The sequence below is a fragment of the Bacteroides ndongoniae genome (assembly GCF_900108345.1).
Classification (GTDB): domain Bacteria; phylum Bacteroidota; class Bacteroidia; order Bacteroidales; family Bacteroidaceae; genus Bacteroides; species Bacteroides ndongoniae.
In genome coordinates this window covers 2,017,488-2,043,632 of sequence record NZ_FNVV01000014.1, presented here as the reverse complement: position 1 = coordinate 2,043,632, position 26,145 = coordinate 2,017,488, and the positions used below count along the sequence as shown (strand labels likewise).

At 48.3% G+C, this 26,145-nt stretch carries 22 protein-coding genes and 1 pseudogene; 14 read left to right on the top strand and 9 right to left on the bottom strand.

The annotated features are described in order from the left end of the window. Positions 1–5 precede the first annotated feature (5 nt). The 3 genes from BQ5591_RS21490 to BQ5591_RS19065 form a co-directional block, all read right to left on the bottom strand. Complete coding sequence (locus BQ5591_RS21490) at positions 6–152, bottom strand: hypothetical protein (RefSeq protein WP_159434524.1); 147 nt, start codon at positions 150–152, stop codon at positions 6–8. Then, complete coding sequence (locus BQ5591_RS19070) at positions 145–438, bottom strand: nucleotidyltransferase family protein (RefSeq protein ID WP_071150534.1); 294 nt, start codon at positions 436–438, stop codon at positions 145–147. The genes BQ5591_RS21490 and BQ5591_RS19070 overlap by 8 nt, the downstream gene beginning before the upstream one ends. 78 nt (positions 439–516) lie before the next feature. Beyond that, on the bottom strand, positions 517–1,740 hold the full coding sequence (locus tag BQ5591_RS19065; protein WP_071150533.1) for an S-adenosylmethionine:tRNA ribosyltransferase-isomerase: 1,224 nt from the start codon (positions 1,738–1,740) through the stop codon (positions 517–519). 1,094 nt (positions 1,741–2,834) lie between these two features. On the opposite strand from BQ5591_RS19065, the gene BQ5591_RS21700 reads away from it, so the two are divergent. From BQ5591_RS21700 to BQ5591_RS18990, 14 genes and pseudogenes are all read left to right on the top strand, one after another. Further along, positions 2,835–3,263 (top strand): hypothetical protein, encoded by a 429-nt coding sequence (locus BQ5591_RS21700; protein ID WP_205410650.1) that lies wholly within the window; start codon positions 2,835–2,837, stop codon positions 3,261–3,263. 25 nt (positions 3,264–3,288) lie between these two features. Further along, positions 3,289–3,930: an outer membrane beta-barrel protein gene (locus tag BQ5591_RS19055; protein ID WP_159434523.1), complete on the top strand. Its 642-nt coding sequence runs from the start codon at positions 3,289–3,291 to the stop codon at positions 3,928–3,930. A 25-nt stretch (positions 3,931–3,955) separates the two neighbouring features. Beyond that, positions 3,956–4,291: a hypothetical protein gene (locus tag BQ5591_RS19050; RefSeq protein WP_071150530.1), complete on the top strand. Its 336-nt coding sequence runs from the start codon at positions 3,956–3,958 to the stop codon at positions 4,289–4,291. A 57-nt stretch (positions 4,292–4,348) separates the two neighbouring features. After that, complete coding sequence (locus tag BQ5591_RS19045; protein WP_071150529.1) at positions 4,349–4,774, top strand: hypothetical protein; 426 nt, start codon at positions 4,349–4,351, stop codon at positions 4,772–4,774. A 42-nt stretch (positions 4,775–4,816) separates the two neighbouring features. Continuing rightward, positions 4,817–5,503, top strand: coding sequence for a hypothetical protein (locus tag BQ5591_RS19040; protein WP_071150528.1), 687 nt, complete (start codon positions 4,817–4,819; stop codon positions 5,501–5,503). 645 nt (positions 5,504–6,148) lie between these two features. Then, the gene (locus tag BQ5591_RS19030) at positions 6,149–6,628 is read left to right on the top strand and encodes a hypothetical protein (protein WP_159434522.1); all 480 of its coding nucleotides are present in this window, start codon (positions 6,149–6,151) and stop codon (positions 6,626–6,628) included. Between the two features lie 66 nt (positions 6,629–6,694). After that, positions 6,695–10,033, top strand: coding sequence for a SusC/RagA family TonB-linked outer membrane protein (locus BQ5591_RS19025; protein WP_071150525.1), 3,339 nt, complete (start codon positions 6,695–6,697; stop codon positions 10,031–10,033). A 19-nt stretch (positions 10,034–10,052) separates the two neighbouring features. Next, complete coding sequence (locus tag BQ5591_RS19020) at positions 10,053–11,570, top strand: RagB/SusD family nutrient uptake outer membrane protein (protein ID WP_071150524.1); 1,518 nt, start codon at positions 10,053–10,055, stop codon at positions 11,568–11,570. Positions 11,571–11,612: 42 nt separating this feature from the next. Continuing rightward, the gene (locus BQ5591_RS19015; RefSeq protein WP_022163779.1) at positions 11,613–12,491 is read left to right on the top strand and encodes a zinc-binding metallopeptidase; all 879 of its coding nucleotides are present in this window, start codon (positions 11,613–11,615) and stop codon (positions 12,489–12,491) included. Between the two features lie 42 nt (positions 12,492–12,533). Continuing rightward, a complete protein-coding gene (locus tag BQ5591_RS19010) occupies positions 12,534–13,811 on the top strand; it encodes a DUF4302 domain-containing protein (protein ID WP_083381037.1) in 1,278 nt (425 codons plus the stop codon). 86 nt (positions 13,812–13,897) lie between these two features. Further along, positions 13,898–14,923, top strand: a complete 1,026-nt coding sequence (locus BQ5591_RS19005) for a BACON domain-containing protein (RefSeq protein ID WP_159434521.1) — start codon at positions 13,898–13,900, stop codon at positions 14,921–14,923. A 560-nt stretch (positions 14,924–15,483) separates the two neighbouring features. Next, the gene (locus BQ5591_RS19000) at positions 15,484–16,593 is read left to right on the top strand and encodes a DUF2027 domain-containing protein (protein ID WP_071150839.1); all 1,110 of its coding nucleotides are present in this window, start codon (positions 15,484–15,486) and stop codon (positions 16,591–16,593) included. Then, complete coding sequence (locus BQ5591_RS18995; protein WP_071150521.1) at positions 16,590–18,605, top strand: tetratricopeptide repeat-containing sensor histidine kinase; 2,016 nt, start codon at positions 16,590–16,592, stop codon at positions 18,603–18,605. The genes BQ5591_RS19000 and BQ5591_RS18995 overlap by 4 nt, the downstream gene beginning before the upstream one ends. A gap of 130 nt (positions 18,606–18,735) precedes the next feature. After that, positions 18,736–19,488, top strand: a pseudogene (locus BQ5591_RS18990) (LytR/AlgR family response regulator transcription factor). A 166-nt stretch (positions 19,489–19,654) separates the two neighbouring features. Here the strand turns inward: BQ5591_RS18990 and BQ5591_RS18985 are convergent. From BQ5591_RS18985 to BQ5591_RS18960, 6 genes are all read right to left on the bottom strand, one after another. Beyond that, the gene (locus BQ5591_RS18985) at positions 19,655–20,011 is read right to left on the bottom strand and encodes a hypothetical protein (protein ID WP_022163785.1); all 357 of its coding nucleotides are present in this window, start codon (positions 20,009–20,011) and stop codon (positions 19,655–19,657) included. Positions 20,012–20,329: 318 nt separating this feature from the next. Further along, a complete protein-coding gene (locus BQ5591_RS18980; RefSeq protein ID WP_071150520.1) occupies positions 20,330–20,932 on the bottom strand; it encodes a LysO family transporter in 603 nt (200 codons plus the stop codon). After that, positions 20,929–21,216, bottom strand: coding sequence for a LysO family transporter (locus tag BQ5591_RS18975; protein WP_071150519.1), 288 nt, complete (start codon positions 21,214–21,216; stop codon positions 20,929–20,931). The genes BQ5591_RS18980 and BQ5591_RS18975 overlap by 4 nt, the downstream gene beginning before the upstream one ends. 107 nt (positions 21,217–21,323) lie before the next feature. Continuing rightward, on the bottom strand, positions 21,324–22,409 hold the full coding sequence (locus tag BQ5591_RS18970) for a DUF4249 domain-containing protein (RefSeq protein WP_071150518.1): 1,086 nt from the start codon (positions 22,407–22,409) through the stop codon (positions 21,324–21,326). Between the two features lie 18 nt (positions 22,410–22,427). Further along, positions 22,428–25,148, bottom strand: coding sequence for a TonB-dependent receptor domain-containing protein (locus BQ5591_RS18965; RefSeq protein ID WP_394331814.1), 2,721 nt, complete (start codon positions 25,146–25,148; stop codon positions 22,428–22,430). Positions 25,149–25,179: 31 nt separating this feature from the next. Further along, positions 25,180–26,070, bottom strand: a complete 891-nt coding sequence (locus tag BQ5591_RS18960) for a FecR family protein (protein WP_071150516.1) — start codon at positions 26,068–26,070, stop codon at positions 25,180–25,182. Positions 26,071–26,145 lie beyond the last annotated feature (75 nt).

Genomic DNA, 26,145 nt, shown 5'->3' with positions numbered 1-26,145 from the left:
ATTTGTTATTCAGTAGAAAACTTCTGTATCAATTCGATGATGACAGGCCGTATGACGGGCAGGTCTTCTTTAATGGTAGAGAAGACAATACTTTCGTCTATGGCTTCCAATATCTGTTGCAGGCGGTCGCATACCGTATATTTCTTATACATAAACTGTATCGTTTAAGATGTTGTCCTTCAGTAGCGGTCGCAGGGAGTTCCGGAAGCGGACTAAATCTACATTGCAACCGAAGAGTGCTTTCAAGGCTTCTTTGAGCTCATACATCAGGGACAGGGAAGGCTTTTCCACTTCCACGACAATGTCAATATCGCTGTCTTCTGTATTTTCCTGACGGGCAACTGAACCGAATATGCCGATATTGATGATGCCGAATCTCTGGCCGAAGGTTTGCTTGAAATCCTTCAGTTTCTGTTTGCATTCTTCTAACTGTAACATATTCTAAAGGTTTTATGGGTTGAGCGATACAAATATAAGCATTTCTTCCTTTTGGGCAAATATCGACAGGATATAATCTTACGGTATCAGCAGCGACGAGTCCCCGTAGCTCAGAAAACGGAAGTCGTGGGCCAGGGCATAGTCGTAGATGGTGTGCCAGTCGCCGTGGACAAAGGCCGAGACGAGCAGCAGCAGCGTACTCTGTGGCTGGTGGAAGTTGGTCACCATGGCACGGACGATGCGGTAGTCGTAGCCTGGGGCGATGATGATCTGTGTGCTGGTGTGCAGGGCTTCTATGCCGTGACGGTCCAGATAGTCGCGGACGGCCGTCAGGGCTTCGACCGCTGTGGGGGCTTCGCCTTCCATTTCGTAGGGCTGCCACTGGCGGACGTGCAACTGTTCTTCCGTAGCGTCAGGGTTCTGCAACAGGGTGACGCCGATGTGATAGAGGCTTTCGAGCGTGCGCACCGATGTGGTGCCTACGGCTATGGCCTGCCCCTCGTGGGCTATCAGCTTTTCTATCGTGCCGCGCGATACGGAGATGTACTCTGTGTGCATCTCGTGCCCTTCGATTTCTTCGCTCTTCACAGGGCGGAAGGTGCCGGCACCTACGTGCAGCGTCAGTTCTTCCAGGTCAACGCCTTTTGTGCGGAGTGCGTCGAGCACGCGGGGCGTGAAGTGCAATCCGGCTGTAGGGGCAGCTACGGAGCCTTTTATCTTGGAATAAACCGTCTGATAGGTCTCCTTGTCGCTTTCCTGTGTCTCGCGGTTCAGGTAGGGCGGGATGGGCAGCTCGCCGAACACTTCGAGAATGTCGGCAAAGGTCACCTCGGGATTGTCCCAGTGGAAGTCCACCCAGTGACTGGTGCCGCGGCACTCGCCCCGCTCGGCAGTCAGCGTCAGCGGACGTCCTTTTACGGTCATCTCGCGGCGCAGGGGGCCTTCTTTCCACTTCTTCAGGTTGCCCACCATGCAGAGCCAGGCGGCGTGCTCAGTCTGCTGGAAGTTCAGCACGTAGTCGTTTGGCTCGATGGGTTCCAGACAGAAAACCTCGATCAGTGCGCCCGTTTCCTTGCGGAAGTGCAGGCGGGCCTGAATGACCTTGGTGTTGTTGAACACCATCAGGCTGCCTGCCGGCACGTAGTCGGGCAGGGAGGTGAACTGGTCTTCGGTCACCTGTCCGTGGCGGTAAACCAACAGTTTGGACTGGTCGCGTACAGGCAGGGGGAACTTGGCGATGCGCTCGTCGGGCAGCGGATAGTTGAACTCGCTGATGCGGATATGTTTAGGGTCTTGTCTCATAATCGTATTTCTCCTTTTTCGGGTGCAAAGGTACGGATAATTAGGGAATGCGCGAATAGCTGCGGGGAAGTTGTTGTGGCATTTTTCAGCAACCGACAAGTCGGTACGCAAAGTCTTACTTCGGCTTTGCAAAGAGGGACTTTACACTGCTAAAGAGGGACTTTGGGGGCTCAACTTGTGCTTTCACCCTGTATGATGTTTGATTTTTCCGAAATAGCCTTCACGCTTTCACCCTGCTGTAACTCTTTCATTACAAACATTTTCCGGTGAAAGATATGTTTCACGGCTAGTGTCACTGTGTAAGCGTCTCCGCGCTTACGATAAATTCTGGCAGAACGGATTTCCTGGAAGGGGTGACAGCAATGTCAGTCTTGCATTTTTTCCCCAGTTAGGAAAAAATAAATTCCCAGTTAGGAAAAAATTTTTCTCTAACTGAGAAAAAATTAATGTGTAGTACAACCATCCCGATTTATGTTTCACTTTACCTTCAGTGTAGCGATGGTGAAACATCATGTTTCACCATATTTCCTTGTATATCAGTATGAAAATACGTGGTGAAGCCGTGAAACCAAAATCCCGAATGTTTGTTTTTTAGCCGTGTAACATCAAAAGTCAGTCACCACAACAAGCAATGTCCGGCCAGGACACAAGCAATCCTGCCGCCTATCGCAAGCAATGCCGCCGGGTTCTGTCCACAAAGCCCGCGAGTATGACTCACAACCCCGCCAAGTATTGCCTGCAATCCCCACGAGTATTGTTTGCAATCTCCACGAGTATTGCTTGTATAGCTCGCGAGCCGTACAAGTGTTTCTCGCGAGCCACACCAGTGTGGAACAGGAGCCGTGCAAGTGTGGAAGCAGTAGTGTGCAGGAAAAGAAAAAAGGGACAGAATATTTTGCTTTTTTATATTTATTTTAGTATATTTCGAGCCGAAAACGCTATAGCTCTATTCTTTGTTAACTTTATGCCTGCCACTTGAAGTTGAAAAATGGAGTCTCTTTACGATAAATTATATCCTTAATCTAATTTTTTTCGTAGGCAACTTTTTCTTTTTCCCGATTCATTTTTATTGTCACGTTTAAAGTAGTACATTTATGAAAACGAAATTCAGATGGAATGCGATGCAAGTCACTTTGACGAATATATTCATTTGGACTTTGATCCTTGGCCTGATGTCCCGGTTTAATTGGGTATATTATTCATTGGTAACTGTGCTGTTGGTAGGCTGTATCGGGGTTTATTGGAGGTTGTATTTGCAGGACAGAAGTAATTCTGAATGTCGTTCGTGTGAAGCAGATCTGTTGCTTGCTAATGATTCGAATGTCCGGAAATGGCGTTGTTTGCTGTGGATAAGTCTGGGGATTGCATTTGTTTCCTTTGTTTTTACATGGATATGGGTGTCCGATGTGGTTGTCATCTCAATTATTGAATGTCAGTCAACGATTCTGATTCTTATTTGCAGCGTAGTTCTTGATAATCGGATTCGTAAGTTGAAAGATCGGGCTTTGCAGGCGGAGAAATAATCTTGTTTAAATTCAATTTATGGTTATGAGAAAAAGTATTCTTTTTTGTTTCTGTTTGTTTTGTTGCTTGATTTGTGTTGCACAAGAACAAGAGCGCAAGGAAAAAGTCGCGATTTCGGTAGATTTAGGTGGCGGTAAATTGTTCGGGACTACAAATCTTTCTCCTTTTGGAGAAATTTATCGGCAGCAATATGATAAGGGTTTTTCGGGCAGCATTAAAGCCACGTATCGATTTCAGCAAAACTTTCAGGTGGGGCTGAAGTATAATCTTTTTGGAGCTACGGCAGATTTTGCGTTGCATAGCGGTGAATGGGTCAACAGCGATTTGTCGCTGAATTATTTGGCTCCCCAAATCGGTTGCCGGTACGATGTGACGGATCGGTTGATTTTTGATTTTATGTGCGGCGCAGGATATGCTTATTATAAAAACAGCGGTGTTTGCGACGGAGAAAGTTTTAAGGCAAAAAAAGGTTTTTGGGCTTCGAATTTCGATTGCTCTTTTTACTATCGGCTGTATCCTAATCTGTACTCCGGGCTTGGGTGCTCTTTTACCGGCGGCAAGGCTTCTTCCTATGAAATGAATGGCCATAAGGTAGAATTGGAAGGACGGAATGAGCTGAAACTGTTCCGGGGTGACATCTATTTTTCTGTACGCTCTTATTTTTAAGAAATAGCTAACTGATTTCAGAACCATGAATAAGAAATTAATTGCTCCCCTGATTTATTATTTCTTGGCTATTGCAGGATTCACAACGTCCCTTTTATGTCAAGAGAACAATAGGTTGTTTTCTTTTTCTATGGCTTTGATGTTTACAATGAGTGGTAGTCTGATTGGGGAATTGGTTTCCAAACGAGTTCAAGTAGCCAAACCGCCATTGCAGAAACTTGGAAAATGGCTTTTGGCAGCCATTCTATGTTCTGTGTTATGCTACGTTTTCATGACTGACATTACAATCAGAAACATTTTCATCGTGGTCATTAACGTTACTTTGGCGTTAAGTACAGTTTTCTATGCTTTTACTCATTGAACGATTAGGAAATATGTCTGTGAAACGTTATTTGTAGAAACTTATAAATGTGTATGTATGAAAACGAAATTCAGATGGAATGCGATGCAAGTCTCTTTGGCGACTATATTCTTTGGGGCTTGGTTTATCGGTATGATGTTCCGGTACAATTGGGTGTATTATTTACTGGTAACTGTGTTGTTGGTGGGGTGTGTCGGGTTTTATGTGCGCCAGTATTTGCGGGATAAAAAACAGTCGGAGCAATTTCTGGAAAATGCCAAATTTGAACATGATTCGAAGGTTCGTATGTGGCGCCGTTTTTTATGGGTTGCTCTTGGTCTTCACTTTCTGACAATTGTTTTTAAATGTATATGGATAATTGATGTCGGAAGTGATATATGGGCTTTTTTAGATTTGCCTTTCTTGTTTGTCATTCTTTCTGATTTCTTCCTACATATCCGTATTTGGAAACTGAAAGATCGGGTTTTGATGGAAGAGGAATAGACGGTTTTTAGGTAGTTATTCACGTTGTAATATTGTAAGAACATGGGAAAAAAAGTTCTGATTTCCTCTTTGAACAGATTGCTTGCCGTATGGCTGTTTATGATGTTCTCGGGTGTCTTTGCGCTTCGGGCGCAGAAGATATACCTGACCGATGCCGAACCGGCTGCAAGGTCGGTTGTGCTTACATATAGTTGGGGGATTGCGGGTTACGCTTCGTCGCATGGCATTTCGGCTTGGGATGTGGATGGCAAGGGCGGTGGTGTGGCCAATACGCTCCGGCTGATGACTTATTCTTCCTCTAACAGTGTGGGGTATGGGCTTTTGCTGTATGATGATATGCACTCGCAACGTTTCCGCGACGAGGGAGTGAAGGAGAAAGTCAACCTGCTGTATGTGGCTCCTCAGGCGTCTTACTTGAAGCGGACAACGCTGTTTCCCTCCTGCTTCGGCACGATGGGGGGAGGTGCCGGTTATGTGCACTATCAAAGTAAATCGACTTTTTCCGGCCATCCCGATGTTAAGACGTCTGCTTCCAGTGTGGGGCTTAACGCCTTTCTTAATCTGGAATACACCTTTGCCCGCCACTGGGGTGTCTGTCTGGAGGTAAATGCCCTCTATTCGCCGCTCAATCCGTCGGAAGTACAAGCTGATTTCATCCCTTGGAAGCAGCGTGACAAGTTCGGCTTGTTTGTGCTGACTACGCAGTTGGGCATCTCTTGTCATTTTTAGAAGTCACCACCGATATATACTGATATAAGTTTCGCAAGTTTATTAATCGGTTGTAGTTAAGAAGTTAAGGAGTTAAGAAGTTAAGGAGTTAAGCCGATACATTGTGAGCTGTTTGTTTCTCTATTGGCTTTTAACTCCTAAGCCTGTCCAAGACGGGCGATAACTCCTTTTAACTCCTTTAACTTCTACAAGTTTCGCACTTGCGAAACTTGAGTACTGATATAAAACGAATCGCGCCTTAATGCCGGTTGTACGTATAGCGACTGGCGTCAAGGCGCAATGTGTTTGTATATAGCCTTGTTCATGATAACCGATTTTCTTTGTCATGAGGTTCTCGAACGCTTTTTTCTGCAAACGAATGGAAACCTTTTTTGAACAATTTTAGTAATTATGTTATAAAACATGCCTGATTATAGCAAAATATATGCAAGGATATATATATTTGTGAAATCCAAATAAATTATTCATAATTTTTGAGAGAGAGTATTATGATAGCAACAGGAGGTCTCCTTGTTCTTCTTAATTCCACCCTATATAAGTAAGGATTGAAAAGCCTTGCAGATATCTATTTTTTGAAAAACACGCCGGGGAAGCACTCCGGCAATGGAAATATTATACTTATAGGAGGACCAAATTATGACAGGTATGAAAAAACGTTTTCTGAGGATCTACTACAGTTCTAAGACTCCATTTGTATGTCTGCTGTTGAGCTGGGCTTTTTTCTGTTTTATCTTGAATGGACAGGTGGCAGAAGAATTTCGGGCGGTTTATCAGTTGTGGGTCACTGCAATTAGCCTGTTTGTTGCTTTCGGTTTGCTTTATTACGAAGTCTTTGACAAAGAACGTTTCGAGGCGAAGAAAGAAATGTCCCGTCGCTTGAAATGTGCGGGCGAAGCAGAGATAGACGCAGCTTTCAGGCAGTCGGCCCGTGGAATGTGGAACAGTCCCAGGGTCGAATTGTCTCTCCTGTTTCTTCTGTGGGCGATTTTTGCCGTTATTATCTCCGATTATCAGGATTCCGTTTTTATCGGGGTCAGCCTTTTTGTCGTATGCTGTTTCGTGCTGAATGTTTATAACCATTGCAAAAAACAGTGTCCGGAAGAGCACCGTTTTTCAGAGCGCTGAATTTTGAAGGTGGGAAACTGCTATGATGATTCTTTAACTTTATATACTAATCTAAAATCAAAGAGCATGAAAAACAAACTTCTTGTGTCATTGCTTTTCCTTTTTGTAGGAATTGCTTCCATGACAGCGCAACAGACGGGAGTAAGCGGAGTCGTCATTTCCGGTGAAGACAATCAGCCGGTTATCGGGGCTTCCGTATTGGTGGTCGGCACAACGGTCGGAGTGACAACAGACGTTGATGGCAAGTTCCGGTTGGACAATTTGCCTGCATCGGCCAAAGAATTGCAGATTTCCTTTATCGGATTCAGAAAGGAAGTTGTGCAGATCACGCGTGGAAAGAATATGAAAGTGGTTTTGATGCCCGATTCCGAGATGTTGGAAGAAGTGGTGGTAACCGGTATGACCAAGGTGGACAAACGCCTCTTTACCGGAGCAGCCGACCAATTGTCTGCCGCCGATGTGAAACTGGACGGTATGGCCGACATCAGCCGTGGCCTGGAAGGACGTGCGGCAGGTGTGTCCGTACAGAACATTTCGGGTACGTTCGGTACGGCTCCCAAAATCAGGGTACGTGGAGCCACCTCTATTTACGGTAACTCCAAACCTTTGTGGGTGGTGGACGGAGTCATCATGGAGGATGTGGTAGAGATTGGAGCCAACGACCTTTCTTCGGGCGATGCCACTACACTGATCAGTTCGGCCATTGCCGGATTGAACTCGGATGATATTGAGAGTTTTCAGATTCTGAAAGACGGTTCGGCTACCTCTATTTACGGTGCCCGTGCCATGGCAGGTGTGATTGTTGTGAACACCAAGAAAGGAAAGGCCGGTACTACCCGGTTCAGCTATACCGGTGAGTTTACTACCCGCCTGAAGCCTTCGTACCGTACGTTCAACATCATGAACTCGCAAGACCAGATGGGCGTATACAAGGAGTTGCAGAATAAAGGCTGGCTGAATCTGGCCGGTACCTACCGGGCTGCCAACAGCGGTGTTTACGGCCGAATGTACCACCTTATCAATACATACGACCCTGTGACAGGCCAGTTTGGTTTGCTCAATACGGTGCAGGCCCGTAACGAATACCTTCGGGCAGCCGAATACCGCAATACCGACTGGTTCGACCTGCTTTTCAGCAATGCACTGATGATGAACCACTCGGTGAGCATATCAAGCGGTACGGAGAAGTCGAACTCATACATCTCGCTCAGTGTGATGACCGATCCGGGATGGATGAAGAGCAGTAGCGTGCAACGCTATACGGCTAATATGAATACGACTTATAACCTGACTAAGGAACTGTCGCTCAACGTTATCGGTAATGCTTCTTATCGTAAGCAGAAGGCACCCGGTACCATTGGTCAGTCGCGCGACGCTGTGTCAGGCGAGGTATCGCGTGGTTTCGATATCAATCCCTATTCGTATGCACTGAACACTTCGCGTACGCTGGATCCGGACGAAATCTATACCCGTAACTATGCCGACTTCAACATCTTCAACGAGTTGAATACCAATAACATCTTCCTGAATGTCGTGGATCTGCGCTTTCAGGGCGAATTGAAATGGAAACCGCTGAAGGGACTTGAACTGAGTGTGTTGGGAGCAGCCAAATACTCTTCTTCCTCGCAGGAACATAAAATATTGGAGTCGTCTAACCAGGCGATGGCTTATCGTGCCATGGACGATGCTACTATACGCAATAGCAATACCTGGCTTTATACTGATCCGGACGTACTCAATTCGTTGCCTTTCAGTGTCTTGCCTAATGGTGGTTTCTATAATAAGACCGATTATCGTATGCTCAGCTGGGACTTCCGTGCGGCAGCCAGCTACAATACGGTGTTCAGAGGAGAAAACATCCTGAACCTGTATGCCGGTATGGAAGCCAATGCCGTCGACCGCAGCAACAACTCGTTCGAGGGTTGGGGTATGCAGTACGAGAATGGTGAGATTCCGTATTTCGATTACCATGCTTTCAAGAAGATGCGCGAAAATAATTCTACCTATTATTCGCTATACAATACCAAGAAACGCATGCTGGCCTACTTTGCTACCGGAACTTACTCTTATAAAGGACGCTACAGCCTGACGGGAACCATCCGTTACGAAGGAACCAACCGTCTGGGTAAGGCCCGTTCGGCCCGCTGGTTGCCCACTTGGAACGTAGGCGCCGCCTGGAACGTACACGAAGAATCCTTCTTCCAACATCTGGAACCGGCTTTTTCGCACATGACCCTCAAAGGCTCCTACAGTTTGACAGCCGACGCAGGTCCGTCATACGTTACCAACTCGGTGGTTAACATCAACAGTTTCACACCCTGGCGTCCCAGTGCATCGGTGGGTGAATCGGGCTTGCAGATTGTAGAATTGGCCAACGGTGACCTGACTTATGAAAAGAAGCATGAGTTGAATATCGGATTGGATTTGGGTTTCCTTGACAACCGTATTAATCTGGAATTGGCTTGGTATAAGCGTAACAACTACGACCTGATTGGTGCCGTACTGACACAAGGTGTAGGTGGTGAAACACGACGCAATGCCAACCTGGCCAGCATGAAGTCGCACGGTTACGAGGCCACTCTTTCGACCCGCAACATCGTTACCAGGAACTTTAGCTGGAGTACCGACTTTATTTTCGGTTACAGCAAGACGCAGATTACCGACCTTAAATCACAGACTTATTTGTTCGATCTTGTGACCGGTTACGGACAACGCGAAGGCTACCAGTGGGGTAGTATCTTCTCCATACCTTTTGCCGGACTTGATTCTGACGGTTATCCGACCTTTATGTGGAACGGGAAACTGGTGGATAAGACCCAATACGGTAGTATCAACTTCCAGCAGCTGGAAAATCTGGATTTCCTGAAGTACGAAGGTCCAAAAGATCCGACCATTACCGGTAGTTTCGGTAACATTTTTACCTGGAAGAACTTCAAGCTGAATGTGTTTATTACTTATGCCGCAGGCAACAAGGTTCGTCTCGATCCTCGGTTCGCGCGCAGCTACAACGACCTGGACGCTACTCCCAAGGAATTCAAGAACCGCTGGATGATGCCGGGCGACGAGAAGATTACCGATATCCCCGTCATAGCCAGTACACGTGATAACAATAAGTACAGCAACATGAACTATGGTTACAACGCATACAACTATTCTGATGCACGTATTGCCGACGGTAGTTTCATCCGAATGAAAGAGATTTCGTTGAGTTACGATTTCCCGAAGAGCCTGCTGGGTGGTCAGAAGATTGTCAAAGGCCTTTCGTTGAAAGTGCAAGGTACGAATCTCTTCCTGATTTATGCCGACAAGAAGCTGAACGGACAGGATCCGGAATTCTTCAATTCTGGTGGTGTGGCCGCTCCGGTACCCAAGCAGTTTACGTTCACAGTAAGAGCCAATTTCTAACCATTAACAGTTATCTATCATGAAAACAAAAAATATATTATTTGCATTAGGCGTTGCCGGCTTGATGGGAAGCATGCAGTCTTGCGACAGTTTTCTCGACACTATGCCCGACAAACGTACGGAAATCAATACTCCTACTAAAGTAAGGGATATCCTGCTGTCTGCTTATCCTACACTGCATCCTACCATTATGTTCGAATTCATGTCCGACAATTATGCCGACAATGGTGACATGTACTCCAGTCCCATGAACCTGGCCATTGAGTCGTATATGTGGAAAGATGCCGTAGAGTCTGACTGGGATAGTCCGCAGGAAGTCTGGGATGCCAATTACCGTGCCATTGCTTCGGCCAATCAGGCTCTGAGTGCCATCGAAGAGATGGGTACGCCGGCCGAGTGCCTGCCTTACAAAGGAGAAGCACTGTTGTGCCGTGCTTACGGACATTTTATGCTGGCCAATACGTTCTGCATGGCTTATAACGAACGCACTGCTGCCAACGAACTGGGCATTCCTTATATTACTGCTCCCGAGGAATCGGTAGGCGTGGTTTACGAACGTGGTACGCTGGAGGATACTTATCGTAAAATCAACGAAGATATTGAAGAAGCACTGCCATTGGTGGCCGGAATTACTTTCAATGTCCCTATGTATCACTTTAACGAAAAAGCGGCTTATGCTTTTGCAGCACGTTTCAACCTGTTTTACGGAAAAGATTACGATAAGGTTATCGCATATGCAACCAAAGCTATCGGAACCGATCCGACAAGCGTATTGAGAGACCTGAACGGATATGACAAGTTTACCACCACCAAGGAATGGACTTACGGTTATATCAGTGCTGACGAACCGTCAAACCTGCTGCTGATAACCAACCGTTCGCTTTACGGACGTGTAGGTAACCAACGTTACGGCATCACCAACGACATTTTCCGTTCGCAGCTGGCGTGGTCTTACTTCCCCGGAAACAAGCAGCTGACTGTTTACAACACGGTGTTCCATTACAATTACATGAGCTATTTCATCCCGAAGATGACCGAAATCTTCGAAATCACCAACCAGATAGCCCAGACCGGACAGCCGCACGTTGTCATTCCTGCTTTCACTACCGACGAAACGTTGCTCTGCCGTGCCGAGGCACACGTGTTGAAGCAGGAGTATGAAGCTGCCGCTACCGACTTGTCTTACTGGTACATGAAAAAAGGTATTTCGGCCTGCAGTGCCCAGCAGATTATCGACTTCTACAAGGCTACCGACAGCAAAGGCAACCCCAATGCCAATGTGAAGGAACTGCATACAGGTGTTACCTATACGGAAGAACAGACTTATCTGATTCATGCCGTACTCCATGCACGTCGGGTAGAAGGTCTGCACGAAGGTATCCGCTGGATGGACATCAAACGCTATGGTATTTCCTATCAGCACAACATCTATAACGGAGAGCCTTTGACCCTGTTGCCGGATGATCCGCGCAAAGCCATTCAGATACCGCAAGAGGTATTGTTTGCCCCGGGCGATATGACTCCCAATCCAAGATGACTTTTTTAGCAAAACATAACGATATATAAACAGATTACGATTATGAAACTGAAATATTCCTTATTATTTCTGCTCTTGAGTGCCATGCTTTGTGGCGCATGCAGCGAAGAAGACCTGAATCCCACCAGCATCTTTGATGACGAAGTGGAAATGGAAAAGAACGAACTGGACATCTGGCTGGACAATAACTACCTGTATCCTTACAATGTAGACTTCAAATACAGGATGGAGGACATTGAATCGAGTTTGAGCAATAACTTGGTTCCTATTGAGTACGATCTGGCTGTACAGATGGCACGTATTGTGAAGCATGTGTGGTTTGAGGCTTACGACGAGATAGGCGGCATCAACTTCACGCGGCAATACGCTCCCAAAATCATTCATCTGGTCGGTTCGCGTCAGTGGAATCCCAACGGTACCATTACTTTGGGTTACGCGGAAGGCGGCTTGAAGGTGACACTGGTAGGCGGAAACTGGCTTGATCCTACCGACATTGCCGACTTGAACGAAATGTTTTTCAAGACTATGCATCATGAATTTGCTCACATTCTGCATCAGACCAAGGAATATCCTGTTGAGTACAACGACCTGAGCGAAGGACATTATTCGCCCTCCGGATGGAACAACCGTCACGACATGGCCGATTATGCGCCCTTTGGTTTTGTTACTGCTTACGGCAGCAGCCAGCCGGGTGAGGATATTGCCGAAATGACAGCCTGTTTCCTGACTTGGACCGATGCTCAATGGAAAGCGCTGGAGGAAGGTGCCGGAGCAGAAGGATGGGCCATTATACAAACGAAGCTGGGCATTGTAAAAGATTACATGCGTACCAATTTCCAGATTGATATGGACAAGCTGCGTGCGGCGATTGACCGGCGCTGCGACGAACTGCAGCGTATGGATATCAATGCACTGCCCTGATGATTGTCGGATAACGAATGTATAACACTAAAAACTGAAGTTATGAAAAACAAACTTTTATATATTATACTTTTAATGGCAGGATTGTTTCAGGCTTGTGCTCCTGAAGTGGACGACCTTTTCGACAAGCCGGCCCAACAGCGTATCAACGAAGAGATTAAGGCCTGCCGTGATCTGTTGGTCAGTTCGGAACAGGGCTGGAGGCTGGAGTATTTTCCTTCGGCTACCCAGGCTTACGGAGGCTATAACATGATTCTGAAGTTTACGGAGAAAGAAGTGACTGCCGCTGGCGAAACTGCCAGCAGCCCGTCGTACACGGAGACCAGTCTTTATTCCATGGGTTCGGACATGGGGCCTACGTTGAATTTTGATACCTATAATTCCATTATCCATTACTTTGCCGATCCTGACAAGCAGGAAGGTGCCGGATTGGGAAAAGGATATGAAGGCGATTACGAGTTTATCATCATGGGGCATTCTGACAATGAAATCATCTTGAAGGGCAAGAAGACCAAGAACGTCATGAGGATGATACGTATGGAGGAATCGGCCGAAAGTTATCTGACTGCTGTGCAGAAAATCAGAGATGACTATAACTCATTGTTTGGAGTAGAAGGTGCGTCGGGCACTATCAACGGACAGTCGGTCAGCTTGTCTTTCCCGTCCGACCGTAAACTTTCTGCTCAGATCGGTACTGAGGAATTGCAGAGTGCTGCGTATTTGTTTACGTCGACTGGTATCCGTTTTTATTCGCCTCTGCTGATAGGGGGCAAAGAAGTAGATTCTTTTGGATGGTCGTTTACCGATCAGGCTTTCGAATACGAAGGACAGACTATTCCGTTCCGTTACGACCCGAATATGGAGGACTATACGCAATATCTGGGCAAGTATACTATGAAGTATAATGGCTATTATGGAGCTTCGTCGTTGGAAATTGAACTTACAATTGGAACGTATAAACAAAATTATATCATCAAAGGAATGCTTCCGATTGATGTTATCATGACGTATGCCGAGCCGGTAGTTGATGGGGTGAAGACTCCGCGCATGGAATTGCTCAACCAGCAGTTGCTCGACGGAAGTGGCAATTATCTGTCTGTATGGAATGCCGAGAGTGGCCGCCTTACTTGGGGAGGAACCGATTTCCGATATGGTATGTACGGCGAACGTGATGCAGATAATCCTAATTTGTATCGGTTTGTAGACGATGGTCGACGTGAAGAAGCCACTACGGGTATGATTTTGTGGGGACAACCGGGAGAATACAGGGCATATGGAGAGTCGCGCTTTGCTCACATCACTTTGCTTAAGCATGACTGATACGCTGCTGAAATCTTAGGTTGCCGGCTTTGTACGGTTGGCAACCTATGAACAGAAAAATGGTAAACCAAATAACTGAAAAACGTATGATAAAGAAAATATATACTTTGTTGTTAATGGCATGTTGCATCGGATTTGTAGGATGCTCCGACGACGATGAAACAGTACAAGCCACTTTGAAAGTTGTGAAGTCCGATGTTTCTTACGACTGCTTCGGCGGAGAAGGAACGATCGAAGTGAATTCCGCAGATCCTGTTACTGCAACCAGTTCTGTCAACTGGTGTCAGGCTACTGCCAGTGGGAATGTGATTCAGTTGAAAGTTGCTCCCAATCAGAGTGAGTCGAGCCGGACGGCCGTCATCTCTCTTCAGTCAGCATCGGGAAGTACTCAAGTTGCCATCTATCAGATGGGAGATGTTCCTATTTCGGACATTGAAGGCCGAGCTTTGGGTAAGAATGGAGAACAGTTGACATTTCATCTAAAATCGGCTAATGAAATTCAGATTGAAAGTTCGGCCGATTGGCTGACTTATCAACTGGAAGGTGAACAACTGACGGTCAATATAGCCGATTTTCCCCCGGGATCTCCTACGGGAACCCGTTCTGCAACACTGACTGTCAGTGCCGGGAAGGTATACAAGATGCAATACACATATTCGCAGTTCAACATGGAGGGTGAATTCGATTGCTTCCGTTCGGTAGATGGTGTGCAGCAATCATACGGCACATGCCGGCTGGAAGAATCGGCAACTCCGTTGGTGTATAACGTGTATCCCAAAGGAAGTATTTTTGATGGTCCTTATAAAATCAGTTACGAAAACGGTAAGTTCGTCATCCGCTTCAATCAGGTGTTGGGAGCTTACGATGCCAAACGGAACATCGTACTGTGTGCATACGATAAGGCCGGAAGACTGTCGTGGGATACGAAAATTGAATATGTAGCCCCGGTTGCTTTCAATCAGGAGACAGGACTTATGACGCTTACATTCCAGGACAACGGAACCTGGGCAGGACAGCATGTGGACGGATTCTATTATAGTATCACCGACGAGCAAGGAACTCCTACGGGAACCGGATGGGCGGTGACAGACATTGTATGGGTAAGAAAATAGCAGACTCTCTCCTAAAGTTACGTTTTCTTTTCTTTGAAGCGTGAAAAGAAAAGAAGATGAGGTTTTGAAAAGGTAAAGGGATGGCGTTGTGAAACGTCATCCCTTGTTTATTTCTGCCTCCCATTATGTCCTAACCTACTATTCTCTCAGCTGCTAGATGTGTCTTCACCGTCCGATGAATCCTTTTTTCTTTTACTTTCTTTATATCTCGCGCGCCGGGATGTATATCTCAGCACGCGGGATTCATATCTCAGCACGTGGGATGTATATCCCGGCGCGCGAGATGTAACTTCCTGCGTGGATAGAACGATTGTGCAGGATAGAAACAGCGGACTGGGTTGTAACAAGGCGGTGACGTATGGCTTTTAAGGACATTCCTTTGCAGAAACATTTGTCTTGGGGGTATCTCGTGCCATTTTAGTGATATTTACGTATCTTTAGATAAGATAGGATGCGGTTCGGCATAGCCATATTGAAAACTTTGGTTTTCATTTGTCTCTGCGCTCACCTTTCACTATCTTTGCCACAAGGAAACCGAATGACTAAACAGAAAAGACATGATAAAAATAGGAGATAAAGTTCGCTTTCTGAGCGAAGTTGGTGGCGGAAAGGTCACCGGATTTCAAGGTAAAGACATTGTACTGGTAGAAGATGCTGACGGATTCGACATCCCGATGCACATACGCGAAGTGGTGGTGATTGAGACCGACGACTACAACGTGCCCACGCCCGCTTCGAAAGCTGCCAAGGCCGAACGGAAGAAAGCCGAGGAGCAGCCCGCCCGTCCCGCTGCGTCGCAGCAGGCTTACGAGCAGCCTCTGCATCGGGTAGAAAAGCCCGAAATATCAGTTTACCGCCAGCCGGAGATGAAAGGCGGCGATGTGCTGAACGTCTATCTGGCTTTTGTGCCCGAAGACATCAAGGCTGTCAGCACTACTCCGTTCGAGAGTTATCTGGTGAATGATAGTAACTATTACCTGTACTACACCTACTTGGGTGCTGAAGGAAAGGCATGGACAGTGCGCCAGCATGGACTGATAGAGCCTAATACCAAGTTGCTGCTCGAAGAGTTCGAAAAGTCGTCGCTCAACGACCTGGAACGCGTGGCCGTGCAGCTCGTGGCTTTCAAGGACCGTCGCTCCTTCCAGCTGAAGCCCGCAGTCAGTGTGGAACTGCGTATCGATGTGGTGAAGTTCTACAAACTGCATACTTTCCAGCCTACCGACTTCTTCGAAACGCCTGCCCTGATGTACGACGTGGTGCGCAACGACCAACCTGCCCGTCAGGTGTACGTGTCGGCCGAAGATCTTCAGGAAGCTCTGATGCAGAAACGTTCGGCCGATGCCCCCAAAAAACACCAGCCCGCAGCCAAGCAAGGCGGAAAGAATGGCATCGTAGAGGTGGACTTGCACATCGGCGAACTGCTGGACGACACGCGCGGCATGTCGAACGGTGAGATGCTGAACTACCAGCTCGACAAGTTCCGTGAGGTGATGGAACAGTATAAGAACAAGCGTGAACAGCGCATCGTCTTCATCCACGGCAAGGGCGACGGCGTGTTGCGCAAAGCTATTTTGGACGAACTGAAGCGCAAATATTCCTCCTGTAAGGCGCAGGATGCTTCGTTTCAGGAATACGGATTCGGTGCTACAATGGTGACCATTAGATGATAAAACGCTTGTACCATATCGTTTTGCTGCTTTGCCTGCTGGCACTGGCAGCCTGTGCTTCCAGGGAGAAAGAAGAACAGCCTTCCGAACTGCGGACGTTCGAACGCTTTTCGGCTTTGAATGGCGATTCTGTTTCGACTCATCCTTACGAAGTGCGGGCAAAGGCAGTGCAGGGTATGCAGGCATCGCACGACAGTCTGACGTGGTACAATTATCTGGCAATGGCGCTGAAAACCTATCTGGTTACTTCCGAGATGGACTCGGCACGGCTGGTGGTACGACAAATCGAAGACTTCATCAGCCGTCAGCCTTCTTCGCCGCAACTGGCCGACCTGGCAAGTGACTGCGCCAACAGTAAAGGCAACATCTACGTGCGTACAGGTTATATGGACTCGGCAGCAGCTTGCTACCATCGCGCTTACGAGCTCCGTATGCAGAGCAACCATAAGGAAAGTGTGCCCGACATCCTCATCAATCTGGCCGATGCCTGCAACCAGCAAGGCAAGCTGGACGTGGGAGCGGCCTGGTATCGTCGTGCTCTGTTGCTGTGCGATTCGCTTCAACTTCCCGACTCGCAGAAATATCCCATTTATTACGGATTGGGGCAGATCTATGTATGGCTGCGCGACTTCGAACAGTGCGATCATTACTACAATCTGGCAGCCAGGTATTTCGACGAGATGCGACCTACCGAGAAACACTTCTACCTGAACAACCGCGGCACATCCTATTACTACAGAGGCGATTACGAAACAGCCCTTACCTACTTCCGCCGCGTGATAGACCTGACGACGGAATATCCTGAAATGGTGTTCGAACGTAACCTGACGTGGCTGAACCTGGCCGATTGCTTCATTTCGTTGCAACAGCCCGATTCGGCAGCCCTTTATATCAACTTGTGCGAGCCTTTTTTCAAGGAATACGGAATGCCTGCCGCTCTTTACGCTATCGATACACAGAAGATGGGCCTCTGCTTGTTGCGGAAAGATTTGGAAGGCGCCCGCCGGGTGCTGGCTTCGAGCGTCACTTCGCCCGACGTCTACCCCGACCTGATTCATGTGCGCAATCGCAATCTGCAACGCTATTTCGAGCAGACCCAGAACTATCATAAGGCCTACGATTACCTGAAGAAAAACCGTGAACTGGACGACTCCATCCGCAACGAACACGTCAAGATGCGTACAGCCGACCTTGCCCTGCGCTATCAGCAGGACTCTACACTGATGTCGCAGAAAGTGCTCATTCAGGCTAAGGAAAACGAAGTGCTCGAACTAAGGCAGACCCGTATCATCTGGATTGCCTTGTGCGGAGTGGCTTTCCTCGTGATGGTCTTTATTTATATGTACAGCAAGAAGAAGCGTGCCCTGCTGCTTGTCGAAAGTCGTCGTACCGTTTCTACCCTTCGTCTGGAGAACATCCGCAACCGGCTTTCGCCTCATTTCATCTTCAATGTGCTCAATCAGGAGATGGCCGGACGCAAGGAGGAAGAGAAGCACGAACTGGCTTCGCTGGTCAAGCTGATGCGCCGCAATCTGGAATTGGCCGAGCAGTTGTGCGTTACCCTGTCCGAAGAGTTGGACTTTGTGCGTACTTACATCGATCTGGAGTGCCGTTCGCTGGGCGATGCTTTCTATCCCGAAATCAGTTTGGCTCCCGATGTGCATCCCGAACAGGTCATGCTCCCTTCCATGCTGATACAGATTCCCGTAGAGAACGCCGTGAAGCATGCTTTGCGCGGCAAGGAAGGCGAACGCCGACTGTGGATAACTGTAATGCGTACGGCAAGTGCCATCAGTATCAAAGTGACTGACAACGGTGGAGGTTACCGTCCGAACAGTCGTAATCGGGGGACGGGCACCGGTATGAAAGTCATCATGCAGACCATTCAGATTCTGAACATGAAGAACAAAGAAACAATCGACGTTTCGGTGCACAATGTCCTTCTCGACAGTGGTGAGACAGGGTGCGAAGTCGCTTTCCTGCTTCCCGACAAGTACGACTATACGATTTAAGAATGTCTTCTTAGTAACGTTTTTCGATTGGATAATCTCGATAAACGTCCGGATAGTCCACATTCTTCGTTTGCGCTTTTGTGTGAAATAAATATAATATTTATATTCGCCCAACAAAACGACGAAAGCTATGGAGAGATTTAGAGTGGTAATAGTGGACGATGACGACGTTTCATTGGAGAATCTGGACTTCAGCCTGCGCAAAGATACCCGCTTCCAGGTGGAGGGAGTGGCCCGAAACGGGAAGCAGGGAAAGAAGGTCATCACCAAAGTACGCCCCGACCTGTTGTTCCTGGATGTAGAGATGCCCGATATGACAGGGATGGAACTGCTACAGGACATACGCGATTCGATTTCCTAGAATATGAAAGTTGTCTTTTATACGGCTTACGACAAGTACATGATACAGGCCATTCGTGAGTCGGCTTTCGACTATTTGCTGAAACCGTTCGAAGAACAGGACCTTCAAGATATTCTGGAAAGGTTTGTACGTCAGAAAGAGGCGGACAGCCGGATTGTGCCGTATGCAGGAACTCCGTTGCATGCCGGGCAGACATTCATTGTGTTCACTCCGACAAACGATATGCGTGCATTGCGTCCGGCCGAGATCGGTTTTTTCCGTTACTGTTCCGAGCGTAAGCAGTGGGAAGTGATATTGAGTCAGCAGCCACCTCTTGTATTGCGCCGTGGAATGACAGCCGAGCAGATTATCCAGTATTCGCCCTGTTTTGTGCAGATACATCAATCGTACATCATTAATATTGATTATCTGATGATTATAAAAGACAGTAAATGTCTGCTTTATCCACCTTTCGACAAGGTGGACGAACTGCTCGTCTCGAAGAAATACAAAAAAGAACTGCAAGACAGATTTTGCTTGTGAAAGTAGCTCTGTCTACACATGTAGGTAAATATATGACTGGTTAGAACGATTGCGTTGCCATCATGGTGGCGGCGTTAATCAGAAAAGGCACCGGAGAATTGCTCTCCGATGCCTTTTTTATTTGAATTGTTAAATCAGTTTCATCCTTAATTATCGGAGTGAAGTGTTACTTCACTTCGATACCTTTGTTTTCCAACGTAGTGTTCAGAACCTTTGCATACTCTTCGTATTGCTTTTCATCCAAAGTTTCCTTCATCAGTTTCAGGTTGGCTTGAACAGCTTTACGTCTCATTTCATCCTGATCTTCTGCTACTTCGTTGGCCAATGTCATCTGCTTTTTGAAATATTTGCAAATGTCTGCCACTTTTTCATGCTGGCTTTGAGTCAACTTCAGGTATTTGCTCAATGTATTTACATTGATGGAACCTTCCCACTTCTTTTCCGTTGTCGGTTGATTGCCTGCTGCAAAAGTTGTAGCTGCCAAGCAGAATGCTGCCACTAATGTTAATCCAAAACGTTTCATAATACCTACTTTTTTAAATGTTAATCCTAAAAACTTTGTTATCCTAAAAACTCTTGTCCTAATACCTATTGAAAAACTCTAAGCGCTTAGTCTTTCTTTTTACCGATGCAAATATATGGACATGTTTTATAACACAAAAACAAATGAAAAAGAAAGTGTATGGAAAGCACTTCTTTTTTGACTTATATCAATTTCGGTGTGTGAAAACGTACTGTTTTTCGTGTATTTTGTAATAAGAACGTAATATTATAGGCTGTTTAACATTAATGGATGACGTATATCAGTGTTTTGCTTACAAAAAGACAAAAGTAGGTTTGTCTATAATGAACAGAATAAAGTGACAAGGAAGGTTACGGAGAAATCTGTCAGGCAACCATGGAATATAGATACCACTACCAGTTCCTTTCCGCTGTATCGGGTGATGATGGGCAGTGTAGTGTCCATGGTTGTGGCACCTCCTACGGCAATGGGAGCCAGTTTACCGAACCAGCGTACCAGCAATGGAGCGGCAAGCAGGGCGATTATTTCGCGCATAATGTTGCTCAACAGGGCGATGGTGCCCATGGCAGGACCTTTGTATTCGGTGATAATGATGCTGGAAAGCGAATAGTATCCAAAGCCCGAACCGATGGCACAGCAGTCAGCCGCGCTGCGGTGGGGCAGCAGTAGCGAGACGACAAGGCATCCGGCCAGCGTGCCGCCGATGGTCATCAGCGGTAGCAGGGCAAAACGTGGATTCAGTTGTCGGAAGCTCAGCAAGGTTTTAGGGTCGCACCCCACGCTGATACCTACAAAGAACATCAGTGCGCAGAGGGCGTAGAAACTGAGATCGGCTACGTTCAGGCTGTCGGGCAGCAGGTGTTGGTGTCCGCAGACAATGCCCAGTACGAAGAAGGCGATGATGATGAGACTACCTTTCATGACTTTGCGTTACCTCCTTTCCGGCAGATGTAGTTCCACAATCCCCAGGCTGCCAGACTGCTGCCTAGTACGGCAAACAGGGTGATGAGCAGTGCTTCTACTCCCAACGTGCCCAGGCCGTTGATGATGTCCGGGTTGCCTCCCACTTCCGTGCCCAGCAGGAAGAGTAACAACCATATCAATATGGTAATGATGCGGCCCACAGGGCGTGTGTTGCAGCGGCGCAACAGATAGCCCGTTCCTACACCGCCCAGCATGAGTGCAATAATGATCAGTACAAACATAATTTCTTGTTTCAGTAGATTGAGGGCACAAAAGTAGGCCTTTTTACCGAAATATCCTATGTCCGTATTGCTTCTTTAGGCTTTTTGTCAGACCATCCTGATACTTGTCAGGGAATGTGCAGGACGAACTGTGTGCGCGAATCGGCACCGACGAATCCCAGTCCACCCGTAACGTTGGTGGGGATGCTGACGGGTTCCATCAGAACTTCTTCGTAATTTTCGTCATCGAGTGTGTTCAGAGCCTTCTGGTAGCGGTATTGTTCTTCGGTAAGGCTATAGATGCTGACGGTAATGGTCTGGCTGTTGTGGTAGTCGATGTAGTTGAGGAAGTATGGCGGTTCGGTATGGTAAGTAGGCGTATAGACTTTCAAGGTGGCCGATGCATCGGGAAAACGATTGTCGGTAAACAGGTTGTATTTGTTTCTCGTGGTGGGAAACAGTTCATTCTCCTCGTCGTTGTAGTTGTGGGGATGGCCATCGGTCAGGATGATGTCTTCGCGGTTGATAATCTTGGGCATCGGGACGGAGGTTAGCAAGGTGTCGCGTTGTTCTTTTACGAGATTTCCTCCTGCGTCGTAACGATAGGTCCAGTATGTCACCAATTGCTGTAGTTCGTGGCTGATGTCCAGCCGGTAGTAGCTTTTTTCGCCGGGCAGGTCTTTCAGAGTGATTTTATACTGGCGGTAAAGTACATCTCCTGCATACTCGCGCAGATAGGCCAGGGCTGTATCCACTTGCAGGCTTTCGATGGGTTGGGGAACGGTGGTTTCTGCGCTTGCATGGTAAGTTCCGTTTTCGGCTATTGCCTCCAAGCGGATGTGATCGCCCGGGTGCAGTTCGGAGGTGATACGGAACTTCTTGAAGTGGATATTACGTAGCAGTTGCTCGAACTGTTCGTCGTCTATCGTCCCTTTCAGGTCGCTGCACAGTTCTTCGGGCGAAATCTCTTCGGGTGTTTCCACAGCTTTTCCATTAATATATAAGGTAAGACTGCCTTGTGTCACCCGTCCGATACGGTTGCCTTCGCTGAGGTGCAGGTAGGCATAGTTCTCTTTTGCGCCGGCAGTGAGTTGGGCGTTCAGTATCAGTTGAGGTTCCCGAGCCTGTTCGTTGTAGGGGATTTCGTTGGTACATGCAGTCAGTGCGATGCAGGTAACCAGAATAATTTGCAATATGCAGGGAATGTGTTTCATATCTTTCATGTTTAGGAGTTAGAATCTGTATGTATAGGTCACCGAGGGAATCAAGGGCAGAATGGTCAGCTTCTTGATAGTGGTTTTGGTATGCTGTGTGATGATCTCTCCGGGAGCAAAATTTTCGTAGATATTTTCTTGTTTGGTATATACGACGTTGGGATTCATGGCATTGTAAAGGTTGTAAATGCTGATGTTCCACGTACGCATACCGTGTTTGGTCTTCCTGTTGAAGTTGATGCCGACGTTCAGCCGGTGGGTGGGAGGAAGCTGATAGTTGTTCCGGTGAGAAATGTAGTTTTCCTGACCGATACTACCGTCGGGTTTGATGACGATGGTTTGCCGTTCGGGTACAGTCATGTAGCCTCCGGTGTAGAATATCCACGAAGCACCTACATCGATGCGGTCGCTGAACTTGTGGTTCAGGCAGAGGTTCACACTGTGACGGCGGTCGTACTTGTGCGGGAACCATTGTCCCTGGCTGATGCTACCGTCTTTGAAACGGCGTTCGCTTTTGGAGAGGGTGTACGAAATCCAGCCGGTTGTTTTACCCACCGTACGCTGTGCCATCACTTCCAATCCGTAACAGCGTCCTTCGCCCATCTCTACTTTCTCTTCCCAATAGGTGGAATTGCCGAAGAAGGAAACGCCGTCCTGATACTCCAGAATATGGCGCATTTGTTTGTAGTAGCCTTCTACGGAGAACTCCCAACCCGACAGCCCGTCGTAGTAGAGTCCGGCAGCATATTGATTGGAGTACATGGGGCGTATGTTGCGGGTGATGGGTACCCACAAGTCAGTAGGCATAGAGAGGGGAGTGGACGAGAGCAGATGTACGTATTGTGCCATGTGGGCATACGAGGCTTTGGCTGCCAGCCCATTGCCCAGGTCGTAGCGCAGGGAGAGGCGGGGCTGTGCCGACAGATAGCTCTTACCCTGTGTGTGGAAGAGGGTCAGGCGTCCTCCCCAGTTCAGGCTGAGCCGGCCGGACAGTTCCCAGTCGTCTTCGGCATAAAGGGAGAGTTCGAAACCCCGTTGTGCCTGATTGATGCTGGTTCGGTAGGTGGTGTCTGCCGGTGTGGTGGAAGTTCCGTAGTTCCCTTCGTGTGCGGTGGAGACACCGGGACTGAACAGGTGGTGGATAAATTCGGAGCCGAACCGTACGCGGTGGCTTGTAGAGGGCGTATAGTCGAAATCCATACGAGCACTCCAGTCGCGTATGCCCGAGTGGAATTTTGATGTATAGATTTGGTGTTCCAATGTGTTGCCGTTCTGTATTTTACGGTTTTCGGTATCTTCTTGTAGGGTCATGCGGTATTGGTTGTACGCTACGGTGGCGTTGCCAAAGAGCTTGGGACTGAATACATAGTTCCAGCGGGCATAGCCGATGAGGTTACCCCAGTTCAGGCGGGCTTTGCTGGTGTAATATTGCTGCGGAGAGGATGAATAGTCAGTCGGCTTGTCGTCGTTGTAATAGTGGTAATGGTCTTTGCCGCGGTAAAAGCCTAAGAAGAGGCGGCTGCGGTCGTTGAACTTGTGATTCAGTTTGGCATTCAGGTCGTAGAAGTAATAGTTGTATTTATCGGTGGAAATGTGAGTACCATATGACTCGGATGTGTTTACTGCATTGGGAATCAGTGCGGTGGGCATGAATCGTCCGCTCAGCGAGAAGGAAGTCTTGCCTTTGCGGATAGGGCCTTCGAGGTGCAGTTTGTCTGTCAGCGAGCCGATACTCAGCGAACCGTGATACTGGTGCAGGTCGCCGTCGTTGGTGCGCACATCGACAATGGACGACAGACGGCCGCCGTAGCGCGCAGGAAAACTGCTCTTGAAGAGGCTGACATTCTTTACGGCTTCGGGAGTGAATACCGAGAAGACACCCATCAGGTGGTCGGCGTTGTAGACGGGGATGCCGTCCAGCATTACCAAGTTCTGGTCGGGCGTACCGCCACGCACATACATGCCGGCAAATCCCTCCATACCAGCCTGTACGCCCGGCATCAGTTGCAGCGTCTTCAGCACGTCGGCTTCGCCAAGGATGGAGGGCGTGTGGCGTATCTGTGTGATGGGGATGTCGTGCGAACCCGTGTTGGCAGACTGGATGCCGGCTTCTTTGCGTTGCGAGGTGATGACCACTTCCTGCAACTCGACGTTGCCGGCCAGCTGTATGTTGATGACCGTATCGCGTGTCAGAACAAAGCGGCTTTGTTGCGGCCGGAAGCCAAGGTAGGAAAACGTCAAGCTGACCTCTCCTTCGGGGAGGGTCAGCGAGTAGAGGCCGAAGGTGTTGGACGAGGTGCCGGTGGCATATCGGCCTTCGGTGACGTTGGCACCGATGAGGGTCTCTGCCGACCCCTGCTCGGTGACGCAACCGCTGATGGTGAATCGGCGGCGTTCCTTCTTCTTGGGCATTTCGCGCTTGCGCAGTACGATGTGCTTTCCGTTGATGGAGAATTCCACAGGCTGGTCGCGGAAGGCCTGTTCCAGCAGTTCGCTGATGGTGAGCTGCTTTACTTGCAGACTGATGCGGCTGTTCAGCCGTACTTCCTCGCCGTAGACGAAGGTGAATCCGGTGGAGTTTTCCAGTCGTTTTACCAGACTTTCCAGAGTGGCGTTGCGTATTTCCATGGTGAGTCGGGCATTGGAGCTTTGTGCCTGCATCCGGACGCTTAGCAGAACCACACACATCAGAAGCAAGGCTCTGATGTGGTGGTGTTGAAAGAAATTAGATTGAATCATAGTGTTTGGTTTTTGTATATATGTTCATGTATTATTGTTTTTCGATGGTTTTTGTCTGTCGGGGGCTGATGACGATGGTTCCGCTTTCGTCACGGTAGCCGAAATGGCCAGCCTGCTGCAACACGTCGAGTATCTCCGTCAGACTTTCACCGCTGCTGAAGGTGGCAGTGAGGCGATAAGTAGCCAGTTGCGCACCTTCGATGCGGATGGGTGTGCGGAAGGCGTTGGATAGCTGTCGTGCGATCTCCTGCAACGTCTGTTGGCGGAAGAGGAAGAGTCCGCGGCTCCAGGCTATCTCGTCGTCGGCCGCCGGAGTGGCTTCCTGCCGTAATAATCCGGTATGGCGGTTGTAGACGGCTGCTTCGTTGGGTTGCAGTAACAGGCGCTTCTTGCCGTGGTCGGTGCTGACAGCTACGGAACCTTCGAGCAGGGTAGTCCTTACCTCGGTATCAGCGGGATAGGCTTCCACATTGAAATGAGTACCCAATACCTGCACTTCCATTCCGCCAGCTTCCACGGTGAAGGGGCGTCGGGCATCCTTACTTACCTCGAAATAGGCTTCACCCTGCAGGCGTACATCGCGCCGGTCGTGTTCGAAGCGTTTGGGGCAGGTGAGCGACGAATACCGGTTCAGCGTCACTTCCGTGCCGTCGGGCAGCGCCAGGTTGCGTACTTCGGCCAGGGTAGAGAACGTCTGCATGGGCACGGGGCGCAGTGCTTCGTAGGCCGTCCATCCGGCTATGCAGAGCAGGACAGTGGCTGCAGCGCCCGTCAGCCAAAGGCGGAAACGGCGTTGCCGGTGTGCGTGTGCGAAGATTCTGTCTTCCAGAATCTTCCAGCTGTTTTCGGCCGAATACTTTCCCCGGGGCGAGCGGGTGGAGCGGGCCAGACGGTCGAGCAGATTATCAAACGGGTCTTTCATCTTGTTTTTTCTTTTTGCTTATAAAGACAGTGGTTGCGTCCGGATTCCCTACTGTCGGAGCGAATTTTTTTTCGT

Coding starts and splice junctions, on each gene's coding strand:
- BQ5591_RS21490 (WP_159434524.1), bottom strand. CDS start 152: ATGTATAAGAAATATACGGTATGCGACCGCCTGCAACAGATATTGGAA.
- BQ5591_RS19070 (WP_071150534.1), bottom strand. CDS start 438: ATGTTACAGTTAGAAGAATGCAAACAGAAACTGAAGGATTTCAAGCAA.
- BQ5591_RS19065 (WP_071150533.1), bottom strand. CDS start 1,740: ATGAGACAAGACCCTAAACATATCCGCATCAGCGAGTTCAACTATCCG.
- BQ5591_RS21700 (WP_205410650.1), top strand. CDS start 2,835: ATGAAAACGAAATTCAGATGGAATGCGATGCAAGTCACTTTGACGAAT.
- BQ5591_RS19055 (WP_159434523.1), top strand. CDS start 3,289: ATGAGAAAAAGTATTCTTTTTTGTTTCTGTTTGTTTTGTTGCTTGATT.
- BQ5591_RS19050 (WP_071150530.1), top strand. CDS start 3,956: ATGAATAAGAAATTAATTGCTCCCCTGATTTATTATTTCTTGGCTATT.
- BQ5591_RS19045 (WP_071150529.1), top strand. CDS start 4,349: ATGAAAACGAAATTCAGATGGAATGCGATGCAAGTCTCTTTGGCGACT.
- BQ5591_RS19040 (WP_071150528.1), top strand. CDS start 4,817: ATGGGAAAAAAAGTTCTGATTTCCTCTTTGAACAGATTGCTTGCCGTA.
- BQ5591_RS19030 (WP_159434522.1), top strand. CDS start 6,149: ATGAAAAAACGTTTTCTGAGGATCTACTACAGTTCTAAGACTCCATTT.
- BQ5591_RS19025 (WP_071150525.1), top strand. CDS start 6,695: ATGAAAAACAAACTTCTTGTGTCATTGCTTTTCCTTTTTGTAGGAATT.
- BQ5591_RS19020 (WP_071150524.1), top strand. CDS start 10,053: ATGAAAACAAAAAATATATTATTTGCATTAGGCGTTGCCGGCTTGATG.
- BQ5591_RS19015 (WP_022163779.1), top strand. CDS start 11,613: ATGAAACTGAAATATTCCTTATTATTTCTGCTCTTGAGTGCCATGCTT.
- BQ5591_RS19010 (WP_083381037.1), top strand. CDS start 12,534: ATGAAAAACAAACTTTTATATATTATACTTTTAATGGCAGGATTGTTT.
- BQ5591_RS19005 (WP_159434521.1), top strand. CDS start 13,898: ATGATAAAGAAAATATATACTTTGTTGTTAATGGCATGTTGCATCGGA.
- BQ5591_RS18995 (WP_071150521.1), top strand. CDS start 16,590: ATGATAAAACGCTTGTACCATATCGTTTTGCTGCTTTGCCTGCTGGCA.
- BQ5591_RS18985 (WP_022163785.1), bottom strand. CDS start 20,011: ATGAAACGTTTTGGATTAACATTAGTGGCAGCATTCTGCTTGGCAGCT.
- BQ5591_RS18980 (WP_071150520.1), bottom strand. CDS start 20,932: ATGAAAGGTAGTCTCATCATCATCGCCTTCTTCGTACTGGGCATTGTC.
- BQ5591_RS18975 (WP_071150519.1), bottom strand. CDS start 21,216: ATGTTTGTACTGATCATTATTGCACTCATGCTGGGCGGTGTAGGAACG.
- BQ5591_RS18970 (WP_071150518.1), bottom strand. CDS start 22,409: ATGAAACACATTCCCTGCATATTGCAAATTATTCTGGTTACCTGCATC.
- BQ5591_RS18965 (WP_394331814.1), bottom strand. CDS start 25,148: ATGATTCAATCTAATTTCTTTCAACACCACCACATCAGAGCCTTGCTT.
- BQ5591_RS18960 (WP_071150516.1), bottom strand. CDS start 26,070: ATGAAAGACCCGTTTGATAATCTGCTCGACCGTCTGGCCCGCTCCACC.